Raw genomic sequence first — 17349 nt, 5'->3', positions numbered from 1 at the left:
CATTGCCATGACCAGGACCAAGCAAGCTCTCATCTGGGCCGCCGGGATCATCGCCTTCGCGGTGTTCGGCGCATTCGGGCTCGTGCCGCAGGATGTGGCCAGATACGGCGTAATCGCCCTGCCTGCCCTCGCCGCCATCTCGATCTTGACGCAGCGCCCCTGCGTGCCCTGCGGAAAGATCCGAGCATGAGCGGCGGTGAACCGATCGCCTCGACCCGTTCGCAAGGGTTCTGGGTTGGCATCTATCTGGCCAGCGTCGGAGTGATCGGCGCCCTCAAGCTGACCGACGCCATCGACGGGCCGACCGGCTTCATCCTGCTGGCCATTGCCACGGGCGCGCTCATGATCCCGATGCGGCGCGCCGGTGCCTGCACCAGCGCGGCCATGGCGACCTACAACCGGCGGGTCTTGCTAAGCAGCTTCGGCTACGTGCTCGGCCTCGGCATCGCGGTAACGCTATGGAACGGTTATGAGCTGTCGAGACCGCTCGTCTTCGCGATTTCGCTGCTGCCGACCCTCCCGACCTTCGGGATCATCTGGGCGATGGCCCGCTATATCGCGGAGGAACGCGACGAGTACTTACGCCATCGCACGATTATGGCATCGCTCGTCGCCCTGGGCTTCGTGCTTGCCATCGGCATCTTCTGGGGGTTCCTCGAGATGTTCGAGCTGGTCCCGCATGTCTGGGCCTGGTGGGTGTTGCCGGTCTGGGCGCTGGGTCTCGGCATGGCCCAGCTCTGGCAGAAGGTACGCGGCGCATGAAGAACCGCCTCAAGGTGCTCCGCGCCGAGCGCGACTGGAGCCAGCAGGACCTCGCCACGCGGCTCGCCGTCTCGCGCCAGAGCGTCAATGCGATCGAGACCGGGCGCTACGACCCGTCCCTCCCGCTTGCCTTTCGCATCGCCGACGTATTCGGCCTGGCCATCGAAGAAATCTTCCTGCGCGAAGAAAAACCCACCGCCGATTGACACCGTCCCTTCGATCCACGACCAGAGCGATACAGGGATCGAAGGGTTTTTCTATCATGCATGGGGCGCAGGACATGGAGGGCACGAATAGTGCCTTCGTTTTCGAGGGGAATTGGCGCGATTTCGCGAAGATCGCCTTCCCCAACTTGCTGCTGACGATCGTCACTCTGGGCATCTACCGGTTCTGGGCGACTGCGCGCGAGCGCCGCTATCTGTGGTCGCGCACGCGGTTCGTCGACGAGCATCTCGAATGGGCGGGCACGGGAATGGAGCTGTTTCTCGGCTTCCTCATGGTCTTCGTGCTGTTCGGTATCCCCTATGTCTTCCTCACCTTCATTGCTCAGGCGCTGGTCGCCCGCGGCTATGAAGCGCTGGGCGTCGGCCTGACTTTCGTGGCGCTGACGGCAATCTTCTACCTGTTGGGCGTCGCGCGGTTCCGGGGCCTGCGCTACCGCCTTTCGCGCACGCGCTGGCGCGGCATTCGCGGCGGGAGCGACGATGGCGGGTTTCTCTTCGGCCTGTCCTACATGTGGAAGACGATTGCAGGCTGGATCCCGCTCGGCCTGCTCATCCCCTGGTCGATGACCAGCCTGTGGAACGAGCGCTGGAACGCAATGAGCTTCGGCCCCTTTCGCTTCGAATCGAATGCCGCAGCCGGAGGAGTTTTCGTCCGTTTCCTGCTGTTCTACCTCGCGCCCTTCGTGCTGTTCGTGGGCGGTATGATCATGGCCGGAATGGGTATGCTGGCGGGCTATGGCATTGGCGGCGAGGACGGAATGAGGGTCGGCGGCGTGGTTGGCATTCTCGGCCTGGTCCTGTTCTTTTATCTCGGGCTCGGCCTGATCGCCGTGGCCTTCTACGCCAAGTTCTATCGCGAGGTCGTGGGTGCGACACGCTGGCGCGATCTCCACTTCAGCTTCGAAGCCTCGACGCTCGACTGGGTGAAGCTGCTGGTGGTCGATGCCGTACTGGTGGTGTTCACTTTCGGGATCGGCCTGATCTTCCTGTCCTATCGCCACTGGAAGTTCTTCATGACACATCTCGAAGCGGGCGGTGAAATCCTGCTCGACGAACTCACCCAATCGGAGACCAGGACCGCGAAGCATGGCGAAGGCCTGCTCGATGCCTTCGACATGGGCGCGATCTGACCCGATGGGAGAGGCGTTCGAAGTTGCCGCCGAATGGTACGATGGTATCAATGCGGTGCGACATTCGGGCGAGCTGAGCTGGGACGGGTGCGGCGCCTTCATGCTCGATGGCCCCACGGATCGTCAGAGCTTCGCGGCGACCGATCTGCGCTTTGGCGAAACGCGCCCAGGCAAGATCGTCTACCGGCGCGACAGCGTGCCCGACTTCCGGCTGATCCTGCCCGAAGACATTCCCCCCGGCCTGGCCGTGCGGCTCCCCGCGAAGAGCGAATACGGCGCCTGGGTCGACCGGCTGGGCCTGGGCAAGGCCGTAGCGATTTTCGGTGTCGTCAGCGCGGCTGCGGTGGCGCTTTTCATGACGGCACCCGACTGGCTCGGCCCGCGTATCCCGGCAAGCTGGGAGCGCAATATCGGGGAGGCCATGGTCGGCGATTTCGGCGGGCGCATCTGCCACACGCCCGAAGGCGACGCCGCGCTCGCCAAGCTGCTCGCGAAAGTGGACCCGGCAGAAGAAAAGGTGCGTGCGGGCATCGCGAATATGGGAATGGTCAATGCCGTTGCGCTGCCGGGCGGCCAGGTGCTGCTGTTCGACGGGCTGGTCCAGCAAGCCGAAAGCCCCGAGGAACTGGCAGGCGTGCTCGCCCACGAGGTCGGGCATGTGCGCGAACGGCATGTGATGACCGCGCTTCTCAGGCAATTCGGCCTGTCGATCCTGCTGGCTGGGGCGGACTCGAGCGTTACCAACGGCGTATTCGGGCTCGCCTCGATGGGTTATTCGCGCGACGCCGAACGCGAAGCCGACGATTACGCCCGCGCGCGCATGGCGGACAGCAACATCTCGCCGCTGGGCGCGGCAGGTTTCTTCGAGAGAATGTCGGAGGAGTATGGCGACAGCGCCGACGCACCGGCCCTGGCGGGCTGGCTTGCAAGCCATCCCTCCTCGGGCGAGCGCGCCGAAGCCTATCGCGACGCGGCGGATGGTGATGCGCGCTATACGCCGGTCCTGACTCCCGAAGAGTTCGCCGCCCTGAAATCCATGTGTGAAGAGGATCCGGACGTGGAGACATTCGACCTCTTCTAGGCCTTGCATTCGCGAGGCCGGGGCGCGACATCGGGCGCCATGTTCGACACCAAGCATTTCGAGCTGCCCGATGGGCGGCGCCTCGCTTTCCGCCATATCCGTGGCAATGGCCCCGCGCTGGTGTTCCTGCCCGGCTATATGTCCGACATGGCAGGCGGCAAGGCGACTGCGCTGTTCGACTGGGCGCGCAAGCAAGGGCGCCCCTGCCTGCTGCTCGACTATTCGGGCTGCGGCGAAAGCGAGGGCGACTTTGCGGACGGCACGCTGTCGAAATGGCGCGACGAGGCGCTCGCCCTGATTGAGGCGAAACTCGATGGCCAAGTCATCCTTGTCGGGTCCTCGATGGGCGGTTGGCTGATACTGCTTCTGGGGATGGCATTGGGCGATCGGCTGGCCGGGCTTGTCGGCATCGCTGCGGCGCCCGATTTCACCGAATGGGGGCGTTCGGAGAACGACAAGGCGAAACTGGCCGGCGGCGAGATCGTGTATGACGAGAACCCCTACGGTCCCGACCCCACCCCCATGCACCCCCGGTTCTTTACCGACGCGCAGGCGCAAGTGCTGCTTGGCGGCGAGATCACCATTGATGCGCCCGTCCGCCTGATTCACGGCCAGCGCGATGCGGATGTGCCTTGGGAAATCAGCATGCGTCTTGCCGGAAAGCTGCGTTCGGACGACGTACAGGTCACGCTGATAAAGGATGGCGACCACCGTCTGTCGCGCGAGCAGGACATCGCTTTGCTGCTGCGCACCGTCGACGCGCTCTCGAAAGGTTCTGCATGATCGCCTCCGCCCTTGCCCTGCTGCTGATGCAGGTCGGCCCGAATCCGTCCATCGATGCTTTCCCCGGCCTGCCCGACGAACTGCGGGATCGGCCAGAACGGCCGCAGGCACGGGACCGGGCCGATCCCGCATCATCGGCCCAGGGAAAGCTTGCCGATTGCGTAAATCTGGCGCGCGGCGATGCCGAAGCCGCCAGGGATTACGCACAGATGTGGCGCGAAGCGGCGGCTACCCAGCTCGAACTGGCCCAATCGGCTCATTGCCTGGGCATCGCCTTCGCTCGCGAGGGCGAATTCGCCGAGGCACAAAGAGCGTTCGATCTGGCGATCGACGAAGTCCCGCTGGGTGCCCCAGCCTACCAGTCGCGCCTCGCGGCCATGTCCGGCAACGCGGCGATGGCCCAGGGCCAGCCAGCGATCGCCGACATTGCTTTCGACCGCGCTGTCACCCTTGCCACCCAAGCGGACGATGCGCCTCTTCTCGCCAGCGTCCTGATCGACCGCGCCCGCGCCCTGGTGGCCCTCGAGCGCAATGACGAAGCCGTTGCTACGCTGGAAAAGGCGCGTGGAAACGACCCTGCCAATGCCCGCGCATGGCTGCTTTCGGCCACATTGTCCCGGCGGCTGGAGCGTCTGGGCGAAGCGCGTGAACAGATCGCACAGGCAGCGCTGCTGGCGCCGCGGGATCCCGCCGTGGGCCTCGAAGCAGGCGTGATTGCCGCGCTGTCGGGGCGCGAGCAGGAGGCCCGGCGCAGCTTCGAATCGGTACTGCTAGTCGCGCCAGAAAGCGACGAGGCCAAGCGTGCGCGCGGCTATCTGGAACAGCTCCGATCATGACTGATTTTTCCGTACTCGATCTGGTTCCGGTGCGCGAGGGAGGGAGCGTCGGCGAGGCGCTCGAGGCGGCCACCGAGCTTGCCCGAACCGCGGAAGACAACGGCTGCAAGCGCTTCTGGGTGGCCGAGCATCATGCGATGGCGGGGATTGCCGGCGGGGCGACCTCGGTCGTGCTTGCGCATATCGGCAATGCGACATCCACCATCCGCATCGGGTCGGGCGGAATCATGTTGCCCAACCACACGCCTTTCCAGATCGCCGAACAGTTCGGCACGCTCGACGCGCTGTTTCCCGGTCGGGTGGACCTGGGCCTCGGGCGGGCGCCCGGAGCGGGGCCGGAACTTCAGCGCGCCTTGCGCAAGGATCTTCATCGCGCCGCCGAAATGTTCCCGCAGGACGTGACCGAACTCATGGCACTTATGGCAGGCGATACGGCCATTCACCCCACTCCGGGGCTTGGCGCGAAGCCCGAGTTCTGGATGCTGGGGTCCAGCCTCTTCGGTGCCCGGCTCGCCGCGCAGCTAGGCATGCCCTATGCCTTCGCCAGCCATTTCGCGCCCGATCACCTGGACGCCGCGCTCGAGCTCTATCGGCGCGATTTTCAGCCGTCCGAAGATTGGGAAAAACCGCATGTAATGGCCGCGATGAACCTGTTCGTCGCCGACACCGAGGAAGAGGCCGAGTATCTCGCTTCCTCCCAGCTCCAGGCTTTCGTGGCCCTGCGCTCGGGCACGCCGGGCAAGCTGCCCCCGCCAGTGCGCGGCTATCGCGACCGATTGCCCGCACCCGCACAGGCGATGCTGGCGCATATCGGGCAGGCCAGCGCCATAGGCACCCCGGAACAGGCAGCGCAGGCGGTAAAGGCCTTCGTTGGACGCACGGAAGCGGACGAGGTCATCTTCGGCGGCAGCATGTTCGATCCGGAGGCGCGATGCCGCTCGCTCGCGCTGGCCATGAACCGGCTCCGCGCATGAGCATGCCGTAACGGCACCGCGTTTCACCGCATCATAGGCTTGCAATTGCAAATTCTCGACGGCACCACCTTGCGAGCCGTCTCCAACAGGCCTAGGCGCGGCGCGCAGGTCGTGGCGCACACGACTCGGATATTTCGCGGCGCGGAAACGATCATGCGCCGCAAGGAGAGAGGCCCCTTATGGGTTCGAAGACTGCCGCGCTTCCCAAGAAGCTCCAGAACGCCATCACCGAAAGAATGCGCCAGTCGCTGCTGAAAGGCGATACGCCCTTCGACAAGGCAAGGCTTGCCGATGCGGCGTCCTTCGTAGGCGCCCTGGCGGCGGATCGCACTTTCGGTCGCTCGTCCATGGCGATCGAGAGCATCAGCGACGAACGCCGCCTCACGCGCATTGCGATCGTCAATGACGACATGCCCTTTATCGTCGATTCGGTGGCTGCGACCATCGCCGCGCTGGGCCTGTCCATCGACCGGCTGGTGCATCCGGTCATTCCCGTCGAACGCGACGACAAGGGGAAGCTGACCGGCATTCCCGATAACGATCCCGACGATGCCTATTGGGAATCGATGATCTATATCGAGGCGGCCCGCGTCGATGCGAAGACGCGCCGCCAGTTGCAGGAAAGCCTCAAGGAAACCCTCGCCGACGTGCGAGCGGCGGTCAGCGACTGGCCCAAGCTGCAGCAGGCGATGACGCAGGATGCCGATCGCATCCGCAACACGGACGAAGAAGGCGCGGACCTGCTCGACTGGCTCAATTCGGGCATGCTGACCCAGCTCGGCCACGTCACGCGCCATCGCGACGGTACGCAGCACGACCAGCTCGGGATCTGCCGCAAAAGCGCGCGGGAACTCCTCGCGGAAGCTTCCTACGAACGTGCTTTCGCGTGGTTCGCGAAGAAGGACAACAGGCGCCGCCCCTTGATAATCAAGGCTAACCACCTCAGCAATGTGCACCGCCGCGTGCCGCTCGATCTGCTCATCGTGCCGATCCAGGAGGGCGGCGAAACCAACGCACTTTCGGTCCATGCGGGCGTGTGGACAAGCGCCGCGCTCGCCGCGCCGCCGCGCAATGTCCCGCGCTTGCGCCGCGAACTCGAGACTCTGCGCGAGCGCCACGGCTTCGACGATACCGGCCATGCGGGCAAGGCTCTGGTCCATGCTTTGACGACGCTGCCGCACGATCTGCTGATCGGTTTTTCCGAAAGCGATGTCGAACGCGTCGCGACCACGATGATGAGCCTGGTCGACCGCCCTCGTCCCCGGCTTGCCCTGGTCGAGGCTCCGCTTGCCCGGCACCTTTTCGCCTTTGTCTGGCTGCCGCGCGACATGGTGGCAACGCAGGTCCGGATGGAGATCCAGGCACTGCTGGAAGAGGCTGCAGCGGCGCGCCTGCTCGACTGGAGCCTGGAGGTCGAGGGCGGCAATCTCGCCACGATCCGGTTCGTCTTCGACATTCGCGATGGCGACACGATACCGGACGAGGACCGGCTGGAACAGCAGATGCAGACGCTGCTGCGCGGCTGGAGCGAAGCGGTCGAGGCGGAGCTCGGCACACGGGAAGAACCATCGCGCGCGGCCGGCCTGGCCATGCGCTTCGCCGAGCATTTCCCGACCGGCTTTCGCGGCCGGTTCGGCCCTCGCGAGGCTGCGCTCGATATATCTCGGCTGCACGATCTCGGCGCCAGCCTCGAAAGCGAGGAAGTCGTGCGGGGCGCGCGGATGTATTTTTGCGAGCGCGAAATCGATGGCTGCCTGCGGCTCAAACTATACCAGTCCGAAGGCAGCCTGCCGCTTTCTGAAGGCGTACCCGCGCTCGAGGATTTCGGTTTCTACGTGCGGTCCGAAATGCCGACCGTGCTCGACGAAGGGCGGTTAGGTACGATCCACGACTTCCTGCTCGATCTGAAGCCGGGGGCCGATCCCAAAGCGCTGATCGATCGGTCGGATGCGATCGAGGAGGCGATCGCCTCCGTACTCAACGGCGGAGCGGAAAACGACCCCTTCAACCGCCTGGTGCCCGAAGCCGGCCTGTCCGCGCGCGAAGCCAATTGGCTGCGCGCCTTCTACCGTTACCTCCGGCAAGTCGGCATGGGTTTCACGATTTATACGGTGGTCGACGCTCTCGCGGCGGCGCCCGATGTAACCCGGGCGTTGATCGCGCTGTTTACCGCGCGTCACGATCCCGATTTCGGCAGCGGGCGCGACAAGGCGGTCGGGGACGCGCGCAACGCGATCAAGCGGGGCCTAGCCAAGGTCAAGGCGATCAATGACGATCGCCTGCTGCGCCTGTATAACGCGCTGATCGACGCGATCCTGCGCACCAACGCTTTCGCACCCGCCGCAGGCGAAGCGCTTGCGATCAAGATCGATTCCGCCAGGGTTCCGGGCCTGCCCAAGCCAATTCCCTATCGCGAAATCTTCGTCTATTCGCGCCGCGTCGAAGGCATCCATCTGCGCAGCGGCCCGGTCGCGCGCGGCGGCTTGCGCTGGTCCGACCGACGCGACGACTTCCGCACGGAAATCCTGGGCCTTATGAAAGCCCAGCGCGTCAAGAACGCGGTGATCGTGCCGACCGGGGCGAAAGGCGGGTTCTATCCCAAGCAACTCCCCAACCCCGCCATCGATCGCGAAGGCTGGGCGGCCGAGGGACGCGCAAGTTACGAGACGTTCATCCGCACGCTGCTCTCGGTCACCGACAACATCGTCGACGATAAGGTTGTGCATCCGGAAAACGTCGTCATCACCGATGGCGAGGATCCTTATTTCGTGGTCGCCGCCGACAAGGGTACGGCAACCTTTTCCGACGTCGCCAATGCAATCGCGAAATCGAGGGACTTCTGGCTCGACGACGCCTTCGCCTCGGGCGGCTCGAAAGGATACGATCACAAGGCCATGGGCATCACCGCCAAGGGTGCCTGGGTCAGCGTCCAGCGCCATTTCCTCGAAATGGGCGTGGACGTGCAGAGCGACAGCGTCGAAGTCGTTGGCTGCGGCGACATGTCGGGCGACGTTTTCGGCAACGGGATGCTGCTATCCAAGGCGATCAAACTGGTCGCGGCTTTCGACCACCGCCACATCTTCCTCGATCCCGATCCCGACCCGGCGGCAAGCTGGAAAGAACGCAAGCGCTTGTTCGATATGCCCCGGTCGAGCTGGGAGGATTACGATAGCAAGCTGATTTCCAAGGGGGGCGGCGTGTTCGCGCGCGATGCGAAGAGCATCAAGCTTACCAAGGCGGTGCAGGCCAAGCTCGGCATCGATCAATCGGAGATCGAGCCCGAGGCGCTGATTTCGGCCATTCTGAAGGCGCCGGTCGACCTGATCTGGTTCGGCGGCATCGGCACCTACATCAAGGCGAGCCACGAAAACAACGTGCAGGTCGGCGACCCAGCCAATGACGCGTTGCGCGTGGATGGCAGGGACGTGCGCGCGAAAGTTATTGGCGAAGGGGCCAATCTCGGCATCACGCAGGCTGGGCGCATTGAATTCGCCCAAGTCGGCGGTCGATCGAACACCGACTTCATCGACAATTCCGCCGGCGTCGACTGCTCGGACAACGAGGTCAATATCAAGATCGCGCTGGCGGCTGCGCAACGCGCAGGCAAACTGTCCGAACCCAAACGCGTCGCCCTGCTCGAATCGATGACCGACGAAGTCGGCCGGATTGTCCTGGAAGACAACCGACTGCAGGCACTGGCTCTCTCGATCGCCGAGATTGGCGGAGCAAGCGCTATGGCGTCGCAGCGCCATCTCATCGAAACGCTCGAGGCGGGCGGGAATCTCGACCGGCGAACCGAAGGCCTGGCCGACGACCAGACGCTGCAACGGCGTGCTGCCGATGGGCAGGGCCTGACTCGCCCGGAACTGGCCGTGTTGCTGTCCTCGTCGAAACTGGTGTTGCAGGATGCCGTCGAACGGGGCGGCCTTGCTGCGGACACACTGCTCGAAGATACGCTGTTCGAAGCTTTTCCCGAACCGATGCGCAAGAAGTTCAAGGCGCAGATTGCAGGGCACCAACTGCGCCGCGAGATCATCGCGACCAAATTGGCCAACCGCATCGTCAACCGTCTCGGTATGATCTATCCCTTCGAGCTTTCCGAAGAGGAAGGCGCGGAACTGTGCGAGGTCGCAGCCGCTTTCGTCGCGGTCGAGGAACTGTTCGGCCTGCCCGACTTGTGGGACACGGTCGATGTCGCGGACATGCCCGAAAAGGCGCGCCTGATGATGTTCGACCGGATCGCCGCGGCCACGGGCAATCTGATGTCGGATGTGCTTCGGACGTCGGGGGGCAAGGTCGATCCCAGCGCGCTTGTTGCCGAAATCGGCAAGGGAGTCGCGAAGCTGGCCGACGCGACGGGCGAGCTTTTGTCCGCCGAATCGCGTCAGCAGTCGGACCGCCTGCGTGAACAGCTCGTAGCGGCCGGTGCGCCGGAGCCGCTGGCCGCGCGGGTCGCGCATCTCTACGATCTCGACGGGGCGGTTGGCCTTGCCAAACTGGCCAGCGAAACCGGCATTCCGCCGATCGGGCTGACCGAAGCCTTTACCGAAGTCGGTCACCGGCTCGGGCTCGACTGGGCACAGTCGACGGCAGCGCTCATGAGCCCCTCCGATGTGTGGGAACGCCTGCTCGTGTCTGGCCTTGCACGCGATTTTCAACAGATGCGGCTGGAGCTGTTGCGCCGTCTCGCGCGGCGCAAGGATGCCAAGAAGGACATGCCGGGAATCGTTGCCAAATGGGCCGAGGAACAGTCTGCCGCCGTGCATGGCTTCCGCGCCATGGTTGCACGGGCACAGGGCCAGTCTCCGGTGGCGCCGGCCATGCTGGCACAGATCGCCAGCATGGCTCGCAATCTGCTCGGGCGGTAGCCGGTACGCTTGACCGGATGACAATTTCACGCCAGCCAGCGTGGCCATGGAAAAGTTCGACGTTGTTATCGTGGGGTCCGGGCATGGCGGTGCCCAGGCAGCCATCGCGCTGAGACAGAATGGCCATGAGGGCTCGATCCTCATGGTCAGCCGGGACCGCAATCCTCCCTATGAGCGTCCGCCGCTCTCGAAGGAATATCTCGCCGGCGAAAAGCCCTTCGAACGCATCCAGATACGCCCCGAACAGTTCTGGGCCGACAAGGGTATCGAGCTGCGCCTCGGCCGCAATGTCAACGAAGTCGATCCCTTGGCGCACGAACTCGCCCTGTCCGACGATACGCGCATTGCCTATCGCAAGCTGATCTGGGCCGGAGGCGGCGATGCCCGGCGCCTGTCCTGCCCGGGAAGCGATTATGCGGGTATCCACTATATCCGCACGCGGCGCGACGTGGACCTGCTCAAGGAAGAGCTTGCTGCGGGGGCGAAACGTGCGGTCATTGTCGGGGCGGGCTATATCGGGCTCGAAGCGGCTGCGGTCCTGCGCAAGCTTGGCTGCGAGGTCACGGTTGTCGAAATGCTCGATCGCGTGCTGGCGCGCGTGGCCGGTCCGGAACTGTCCGATTACTATGCCGCCTACCATCGCCAGCAGGGCGTCGATCTACGTCTGTCTACCGGTGTCGAGACGATCGAAGGCGAGAATGGCCGCGTCACCGGGGTATTGACCGACAGCGGCGAAAAGATCGCCTGCGATGTGATCATTGCCGGTATCGGCATCGTCCCCTCGGTCGGCCCGCTGATCGCCGCCGGGGCAGCAGGCTCGAACGGGGTCGACGTCGACACATACGGGCGCACCACGCTGGACGACATCTATGCCATCGGCGACTGCGCGAGCCACGCCAATCCCTATGCGGAAAACAAGGTCATCCGCCTCGAATCGGTGCAGAATGCCAACGACATGGCAAGCTGCGCGGTCAAGGCGATCATGGGCGACAAGCAGGATTACGATGCGGTGCCGTGGTTCTGGTCGAACCAGTACGATCTGAAGTTGCAGACGGTGGGCATCGCGACCGGTCACGACGCGACCGTGCTGCGGGGCGACCCGGAAGCGAAGAAATTCAGCGTGATCTATCTGAAGGAAGGCCGGGTGATCGCGCTCGACTGTGTGAACAGCGTCAAGGATTACGTTCAGGGTCGCAAGCTCGTCGTGGACCGCGCCGAGATCGATCCCGGATTGCTGGCGGACAGCGACATCCCGCTCAAGGAGATGCGCTGAGCCGCGCCAGCGCCCAGGCAGCCGCTTCGGCGACTGCGGGATCATCGTCGGTACACAGGCGGGCTACAAATGGCTCGAGCGCGGCGGAACCGCTGTTACCGGCCGCATAGAGGCAGTTGCGCACGAACCGGTTGCGCCCGATCCGCTTGATCGGCGAACCGGAAAAGAACTGGCGAAAGCCCGCATCGTCGAATTGCAGGAATGTGGCGAGGTCGGGTGCCAGCAGTTCCTCGCGCGGGGTAAGCTTGGCGTGCCGATGGGCCGTTTCGGCGAATTTGTTCCACGGGCAAACCGCCAGGCAATCGTCGCAGCCATAGATCCGATTCCCCAGGGCAGCGCGGAATTCTTCCGGGATTGGTCCCTTGTGTTCGATCGTGAGGTAGGAAATGCAGCGCCGCGCATCGAGCCGGTAGGGCGACGGAAAGGCATCGGTGGGACAGGCGTCCTGGCAGGCGCGGCACGAACCGCATCGGTCCGTGCCCGGCGCATCGGGCACGAATTCGAGCGTCGAGTAGATGGCCCCCAGGAAAAGCCAGCTCCCATGTTCGCGGCTCACCAGATTGGTATGCTTGCCCTGCCAGCCGATCCCGGCCGCTTCGCCCAGCGGTTTTTCCATCACCGGCGCGGTATCGACGAACACCTTCAGCTCGCTGTTCGGCGCTCGTTCGATCAGCCATCGAGCAAGGGCCTTGAGCGCCTTCTTGACCACATCGTGATAATCCCGCCCATGCGCATAGACCGAAATGCGCGCTTTCTCGCTATCGCATGCCAAGGCCAGCGGATCGACATCGGGCGCATAGCTCATGCCGAGCGCAAGTACGCTCTTCGCATCGGGCCATAGACCCTGCGGCGAGGCCCGCTGCTGCTTGCGGTCCTCCATCCATTGCATCGAGCCGTGACGGCCATGGCCGAGAAATTCCTCCAGCCGCGCGGCACGGCGCGGATCGGGCGCGGCGGACGCAAAGCCACAGGCGGCGAAACCCAGCCTTCGGGCTTCCTCGCGCAAATCGGCCTGCAACTCGGCATTAACCACGCTTGCGTGTGCTCCCGTTCACTGCCAGCCATTAGTCATGCGCCCATGCTTACCGAAACAGGCACGATGACGCGACTCTCCCCTGCCGGGTCTCGCCCGCTCGCTATCGAGGCACAGGGCCTGGTCAAGCGGTTCGACGGCATTTTGGCGGTGGACGGGGTGGATATCGCCGTGCCCGAAGGTGCGATCTACGGCATTCTCGGCCCCAATGGCGCGGGCAAGACCACCACATTGCGCATGTTGCTGGGCATTATCGATCCCGACGAAGGGGTGCGCCGCATCTTCGGCAAGGACCGTCCGCACGAGGTCGCGAAACTGATCGGCTATCTGCCCGAGGAGCGCGGACTGTATCCGGCGATGAAATGCGACGAGGCAATCGCCTTCATGGGCGCGTTGCGGGGGCTGTCGCTCGACGAAGGCAGGGCGCGCGGGCGCGAATTGCTCGAACGCCATGGGCTGGGCCACGCGATCGACCGGCAGATCCGTCAGCTTTCGAAGGGAATGGCGCAGACCGTGCAATTGCTCGGCACGCTCGTCCATCGCCCCCGCCTGGTGGTGTTCGACGAACCCTTCAGCGGCCTCGACGCGATCAACCAGGGCAAGCTGGAAGTCACGATCCGCGAATTGGCGCGAGATGGCGTGACCGTGATCTTTTCCACCCACGTCATCCATCATGCCGAACGGCTGTGCGATGAAGTGGCGATCATTGCCGCGGGCAAGGTGCCCTATGCCGGATCGGTCGACGCCGCGCGCGATCGCATTCCCGCGCAGGTCAGGCTGGAAACCCGCGCCAGCGAAGGGGCCTGGCGGGCAGCGCTTCCCGATGACGCTCGTCACGACCGCAGAGGCGACGAAAGCCATTTCTGGTATTTCCCCGTACCCGAGACGGGGATCGAGGCCATGCTCAAGCAATTGATCGACGGCCGAGCAGGTATTCTGTCGCTGTCGATCGAGCGCGCCGGGTTGCACGACGCCTTCGTCGAGATCGCCGGAGAAGCCGCGGCGCGCGCGCTGAAACTGGACGCTGCGGCGGGAGAAAGCCGTTGAACGACACGACCCGCCTGTCACGCTTCGAAGCCGCCCGCGTCGTCGCGCGGCGCGATTTCCGCGCCATCCTGTTTAGCCGTGCCTTTCTGTTCTTCCTGCTCGGCCCGCTGTTCCCCATCGGGATCGGTGTGCTTGCCGGAGGGATTGGCGGGCAGGTGCAACGGGATGCGAATACGCGGCTGGTGGCCGTGGCGATGGCAGAGGCGGATGCCGCCGCAATGGTCGAGGCGCGCGCCCGGCTGGCGCCAAGGGTCGGCACCGCTCTGCCCGATCTGGAGGCGACGACCAGCACGGCCCCGCCGAGCGAGATTCTGCGCGAGCCCGGCAAAAATTACAGCGCTGTGGTCAGCGGTACGCCGAATGCGCCTCAGATCACCGCCCCGCCACAAGCGATCGCCTATTGGAGCGGGCCGATATCGATGATCGCCGCCCAGGCAGGCGCTCGAGACATCCCCTCCTATCCCGAAGTAACGGCACGTCCGGTCGCGACCAGCACCGCTGCCGTCAGGACCGACCGCATTCGCACCGCCCAGGCGGGACAACTGCTGTTATTCCTGCTGATGATGCTGCTCGCGGGCATGGTGCTGTCCAATCTGGTCGAGGAAAAGGCCAACAAGGTCATCGAGGTACTCGCTGCGGCGATTCCCATGGATGCGGTGTTCCTCGGCAAGCTGGTAGCCATGCTCGGTGTGAGTTTCGTCGGCATTGCCGTATGGGCCATGTTCGGCGGAGCGATCGCGTTGCTCGCGGGCGAAGCCTTGCCCCGATTGCCCGAACCGGCGCTGGGCTGGCCCCTCTTTGTCACGATCGGCATCGCCTATTTCGCGATGGGCTATCTCCTGCTGGGGTCGCTCTTTCTCACGATCGGCGGAATGGCGGCAACCGTGCGCGAGGTACAGACACTATCCATGCCGGTGACGATGGCGCAATTGCTGGTGTTCTTCCTCGCTGCATCGTCGATCACGCGACCGGGATCGCCGATGGAGCTGTTTTCGGCGGTGTTCCCGCTGTCCTCGCCCTTCGCCATGCTCGCCCGCGCGGCCCAGTCGGAAGCGCTGTGGCCGCATGCACTCGCGCTGGCATGGCAGGCGCTCTGCGTCCTGCTTTTCGTTCGCTTCGGCGCGCTGATCTTCCGCCGCCGGGTGATGAAATCCGGCAAGGGAGGGCGCGCGGTGAAAGGGCATGTCGGCGGGACCACACCCGCCTGAACGGCTGGACTGCGACAATCGGGACGAAACGATACGCACGCCAGTGAGTAGCGATTTGCAACGCACTATTGACTCGCCTGTAAGTTAGGGCAGGATGGACGCCGAAGAGAGAGCGACCGAATGGAGTCGCTCCCACGAGGAGAGAGACATATGGCCACTGCCGCAATCGAACGCCCCCAATGCCGCACTTCGCCGACTGCGTATGAAGCGCTGAAGAAACATTTCGCGGAGCATCCCGAGCATAAGCTCGACCATCCACACAAATGGGATGTCAGCCGCAGCGATATCTACGCCGATAACACCTGGCAGCCCATTTTCCGGGAAATGCGCGAAGCGGGGCCGCTGCACTATATCCCCGAAAGTCCGTTCGGGCCTTATTGGGCGGTGGTCAGCCACAAGGCGATCCAGCATATCGAAGCGCTGCCCGATGTCTTCTCCTCGAGCTGGGAATATGGCGGCATTACCATCCTCAACCGCTTGACCGACGAGGAACTGGCCGAAGCGGGCATCGAGGAACGCCGCGAACTGCCCATGTTCATCGCCATGGACCGGCCGCAGCACACCGGCCAGCGGCGCACCGTCGCCCCCAAGTTCACGCCCAGCGGCATGGCCGAAATGGAAGGCGAGATTCGCCAGCGCACCGGCGAATTGCTCGATTCGCTGCCGCGCGGCGAGGTGTTCGACTGGGTCGACAAGGTATCGATCGAACTCACCACCGGCATGCTCGCGATTCTGTTCGGCTTCCCCTGGGAAGACCGTCGCCTGCTGACCTTCTGGTCCGATTGGTCGGGCGATACCGAGCTTGCCACGGTCCGCGATCTGGACGAGATGCGCTGGGGTTTCCTCAACGAGATGGCGGCCTATTTCCAGTCGCTCTGGATCGAGCGCACGCAGGACAAGGAACCCGGCGACGATCTCATTTCGATGATGATCCACTCCGAAGCGATGAACCAGATGAGCCCGGAAGAATTCATGGGCAATCTGATCCTGCTGATCGTGGGCGGCAACGACACCACGCGCAATTCCATGAGCGGCATCATCTATCAGCTCGACAAGAATGCGGACCAGCGCGATCTGTTCGAACAGAAGCCCGATCTCATTCCCAATGCGGTGCAGGAAATCCTGCGCATGCAGACCCCGCTGGCGCATATGCGCCGGACCTGCACCGAAGACACCGAAGTGTTCGGGCAGACCATCAAGAAAGGCGACAAGGTCGTCCTGTGGTACATTTCCGCCAACCGCGACGAGGAAGTCTTCGACAATCCCGACAAGCTGGACATCACGCGCGAGAACGCACGGCGCCATATCGCCTTCGGCTACGGCATTCATCGCTGTGTCGGTGCGCGTCTGGCCGAACTCCAGCTCCGGGTTCTGCTCGAGGAAATCCACAAGCGCCGCATGCGCGTGAAAGTGGTGGGCGATGTCGAGCGGGTGCGGGCGAACTTCGTCCATGGCTTCCGCAAGCTCGAAGTGAAAATCGAAGAGTTCTGATACCGGCCCCGTCACCAACGGGCTGGTTCAAGCGTAGGTTCAGATGTGGGGCGCCAAGGTCCCACGTCATGAACCGGCGCATTATGACCGATACCTCTATCGACCGCCGCCGCCTGCTGGGCTGGGTCGGCGCATCTGCCAGCTTCGTGGCACTGACCGCCTGCGGTTCGGGCCATGCGGAGGCGAAGGATTTTCCGGTGACACTGTCGAAAGCGCAGTGGCGAAAGCGGCTCAGCAAGCAGGAATTCTACATTCTGCGCCAGGCCGGGACCGAGCGCCCCTATTCCTCACCGCTCAATGACGAGAAACGCGCCGGCACCTTCGTCTGCGCCGGCTGCGGCAATGCCCTTTACAGTTCGAAAACAAAGTATGATTCGCGCACCGGATGGCCCAGCTTCTGGCGGGCGATCGACAAGGGCGCGGTCGGCACCAGCACCGATTACAAGATCGGCTATCCGCGTACCGAAGTGCACTGCGCAGATTGTGGCGGTCATCTCGGCCATATCTTCAGCGATGGTCCCAAGCCGACCGGCAAGCGTCATTGCATCAACGGCGGGGCGCTCGATTTCAGACCGGCCTGACGCACGTATCGAGAGCGAGAATCGGGGGCGGCTGCCTGCCGGGCTAAACCTGCAGGCA

The 17349-nt window shown here is 64.1% G+C and carries 15 protein-coding genes; 14 read left to right on the top strand and 1 reads right to left on the bottom strand.

The window, feature by feature from the left end; genetic code table 11:
• Positions 1-7 precede the first annotated feature (7 nt).
• The 10 genes from MUY37_RS01105 (at position 8) to MUY37_RS01060 (ending at position 11931) form a co-directional block, all read left to right on the top strand.
• On the top strand, positions 8-190 hold the full coding sequence (locus MUY37_RS01105) for a hypothetical protein (RefSeq protein WP_499193643.1): 183 nt from the start codon (positions 8-10) through the stop codon (positions 188-190).
• Positions 187-762 carry a hypothetical protein gene (locus MUY37_RS01100; RefSeq protein ID WP_499193642.1) on the top strand — a complete coding sequence of 192 codons (576 nt, stop codon included), beginning with the start codon at positions 187-189 and terminating at the stop codon, positions 760-762. Before MUY37_RS01105 ends, MUY37_RS01100 begins: the two co-directional genes overlap by 4 nt.
• The gene (locus MUY37_RS01095) at positions 759-968 is read left to right on the top strand and encodes a helix-turn-helix transcriptional regulator (protein ID WP_499193641.1); all 210 of its coding nucleotides are present in this window, start codon (positions 759-761) and stop codon (positions 966-968) included. The genes MUY37_RS01100 and MUY37_RS01095 overlap by 4 nt, the downstream gene beginning before the upstream one ends.
• A gap of 74 nt (positions 969-1042) precedes the next feature.
• Positions 1043-2116: a YjgN family protein gene (locus tag MUY37_RS01090; protein ID WP_499193640.1), complete on the top strand. Its 1074-nt coding sequence runs from the start codon at positions 1043-1045 to the stop codon at positions 2114-2116.
• Positions 2091-3197: a M48 family metallopeptidase gene (locus MUY37_RS01085; protein WP_499193639.1), complete on the top strand. Its 1107-nt coding sequence runs from the start codon at positions 2091-2093 to the stop codon at positions 3195-3197. Before MUY37_RS01090 ends, MUY37_RS01085 begins: the two co-directional genes overlap by 26 nt.
• Positions 3198-3236: 39 nt before the next feature.
• Positions 3237-3980 carry an alpha/beta fold hydrolase gene (locus tag MUY37_RS01080; RefSeq protein WP_499193638.1) on the top strand — a complete coding sequence of 248 codons (744 nt, stop codon included), beginning with the start codon at positions 3237-3239 and terminating at the stop codon, positions 3978-3980.
• Positions 3977-4816: a tetratricopeptide repeat protein gene (locus MUY37_RS01075; RefSeq protein WP_499193637.1), complete on the top strand. Its 840-nt coding sequence runs from the start codon at positions 3977-3979 to the stop codon at positions 4814-4816. Before MUY37_RS01080 ends, MUY37_RS01075 begins: the two co-directional genes overlap by 4 nt.
• Positions 4813-5790 carry an LLM class flavin-dependent oxidoreductase gene (locus MUY37_RS01070; protein ID WP_499193636.1) on the top strand — a complete coding sequence of 326 codons (978 nt, stop codon included), beginning with the start codon at positions 4813-4815 and terminating at the stop codon, positions 5788-5790. The genes MUY37_RS01075 and MUY37_RS01070 overlap by 4 nt, the downstream gene beginning before the upstream one ends.
• A 179-nt stretch (positions 5791-5969) precedes the next feature.
• Complete coding sequence (locus MUY37_RS01065) at positions 5970-10658, top strand: NAD-glutamate dehydrogenase (RefSeq protein ID WP_499193635.1); 4689 nt, start codon at positions 5970-5972, stop codon at positions 10656-10658.
• Positions 10659-10704: 46 nt separating this feature from the next.
• The gene (locus tag MUY37_RS01060) at positions 10705-11931 is read left to right on the top strand and encodes an NAD(P)/FAD-dependent oxidoreductase (RefSeq protein WP_499193634.1); all 1227 of its coding nucleotides are present in this window, start codon (positions 10705-10707) and stop codon (positions 11929-11931) included.
• Here MUY37_RS01060 and queG read toward each other — a convergent pair.
• Positions 11915-12964, bottom strand: coding sequence for a tRNA epoxyqueuosine(34) reductase QueG (gene queG, locus MUY37_RS01055; protein ID WP_499193633.1), 1050 nt, complete (start codon positions 12962-12964; stop codon positions 11915-11917). The genes MUY37_RS01060 and queG overlap by 17 nt on opposite strands.
• 66 nt (positions 12965-13030) lie before the next feature.
• Between queG and MUY37_RS01050 the strand changes: the two genes are divergently transcribed.
• The 4 genes from MUY37_RS01050 (at position 13031) to msrB (ending at position 17291) form a co-directional block, all read left to right on the top strand.
• Positions 13031-14011, top strand: a complete 981-nt coding sequence (locus tag MUY37_RS01050) for an ABC transporter ATP-binding protein (RefSeq protein WP_499193632.1) — start codon at positions 13031-13033, stop codon at positions 14009-14011.
• Positions 14008-15219 carry an ABC transporter permease gene (locus MUY37_RS01045; RefSeq protein WP_499193631.1) on the top strand — a complete coding sequence of 404 codons (1212 nt, stop codon included), beginning with the start codon at positions 14008-14010 and terminating at the stop codon, positions 15217-15219. Before MUY37_RS01050 ends, MUY37_RS01045 begins: the two co-directional genes overlap by 4 nt.
• 150 nt (positions 15220-15369) lie before the next feature.
• Positions 15370-16710, top strand: a complete 1341-nt coding sequence (locus MUY37_RS01040; protein WP_499193630.1) for a cytochrome P450 — start codon at positions 15370-15372, stop codon at positions 16708-16710.
• Positions 16711-16793: 83 nt separating this feature from the next.
• The gene (gene msrB, locus MUY37_RS01035) at positions 16794-17291 is read left to right on the top strand and encodes a peptide-methionine (R)-S-oxide reductase MsrB (RefSeq protein ID WP_499193629.1); all 498 of its coding nucleotides are present in this window, start codon (positions 16794-16796) and stop codon (positions 17289-17291) included.
• The last annotated feature ends 58 nt before the right edge of the window (positions 17292-17349 follow it).

The sequence above is a fragment of the Qipengyuania sp. ABI-127-1 genome (assembly GCA_022953095.1).
Classification (GTDB): domain Bacteria; phylum Pseudomonadota; class Alphaproteobacteria; order Sphingomonadales; family Sphingomonadaceae; genus Qipengyuania.
The sequence above is the reverse complement of the archived record's forward strand: the minus strand, read 5'-3'. Positions and strand labels throughout refer to the sequence as shown.

Bases quoted from the DNA above. Each gene is read 5' to 3' on its own strand.
- MUY37_RS01060 (WP_499193634.1), top strand. From the start codon at position 10,705: ATGGAAAAGTTCGACGTTGTTATCGTGGGGTCCGGGCATGGCGGTGCC.
- MUY37_RS01080 (WP_499193638.1), top strand. From the start codon at position 3,237: ATGTTCGACACCAAGCATTTCGAGCTGCCCGATGGGCGGCGCCTCGCT.
- MUY37_RS01040 (WP_499193630.1), top strand. From the start codon at position 15,370: ATGGCCACTGCCGCAATCGAACGCCCCCAATGCCGCACTTCGCCGACT.
- MUY37_RS01085 (WP_499193639.1), top strand. From the start codon at position 2,091: ATGCCTTCGACATGGGCGCGATCTGACCCGATGGGAGAGGCGTTCGAA.
- MUY37_RS01090 (WP_499193640.1), top strand. From the start codon at position 1,043: ATGGAGGGCACGAATAGTGCCTTCGTTTTCGAGGGGAATTGGCGCGAT.
- MUY37_RS01105 (WP_499193643.1), top strand. From the start codon at position 8: ATGACCAGGACCAAGCAAGCTCTCATCTGGGCCGCCGGGATCATCGCC.
- msrB (WP_499193629.1), top strand. From the start codon at position 16,794: ATGACCGATACCTCTATCGACCGCCGCCGCCTGCTGGGCTGGGTCGGC.
- MUY37_RS01065 (WP_499193635.1), top strand. From the start codon at position 5,970: ATGGGTTCGAAGACTGCCGCGCTTCCCAAGAAGCTCCAGAACGCCATC.
- MUY37_RS01050 (WP_499193632.1), top strand. From the start codon at position 13,031: ATGACGCGACTCTCCCCTGCCGGGTCTCGCCCGCTCGCTATCGAGGCA.
- MUY37_RS01100 (WP_499193642.1), top strand. From the start codon at position 187: ATGAGCGGCGGTGAACCGATCGCCTCGACCCGTTCGCAAGGGTTCTGG.
- MUY37_RS01095 (WP_499193641.1), top strand. From the start codon at position 759: ATGAAGAACCGCCTCAAGGTGCTCCGCGCCGAGCGCGACTGGAGCCAG.
- MUY37_RS01070 (WP_499193636.1), top strand. From the start codon at position 4,813: ATGACTGATTTTTCCGTACTCGATCTGGTTCCGGTGCGCGAGGGAGGG.
- MUY37_RS01075 (WP_499193637.1), top strand. From the start codon at position 3,977: ATGATCGCCTCCGCCCTTGCCCTGCTGCTGATGCAGGTCGGCCCGAAT.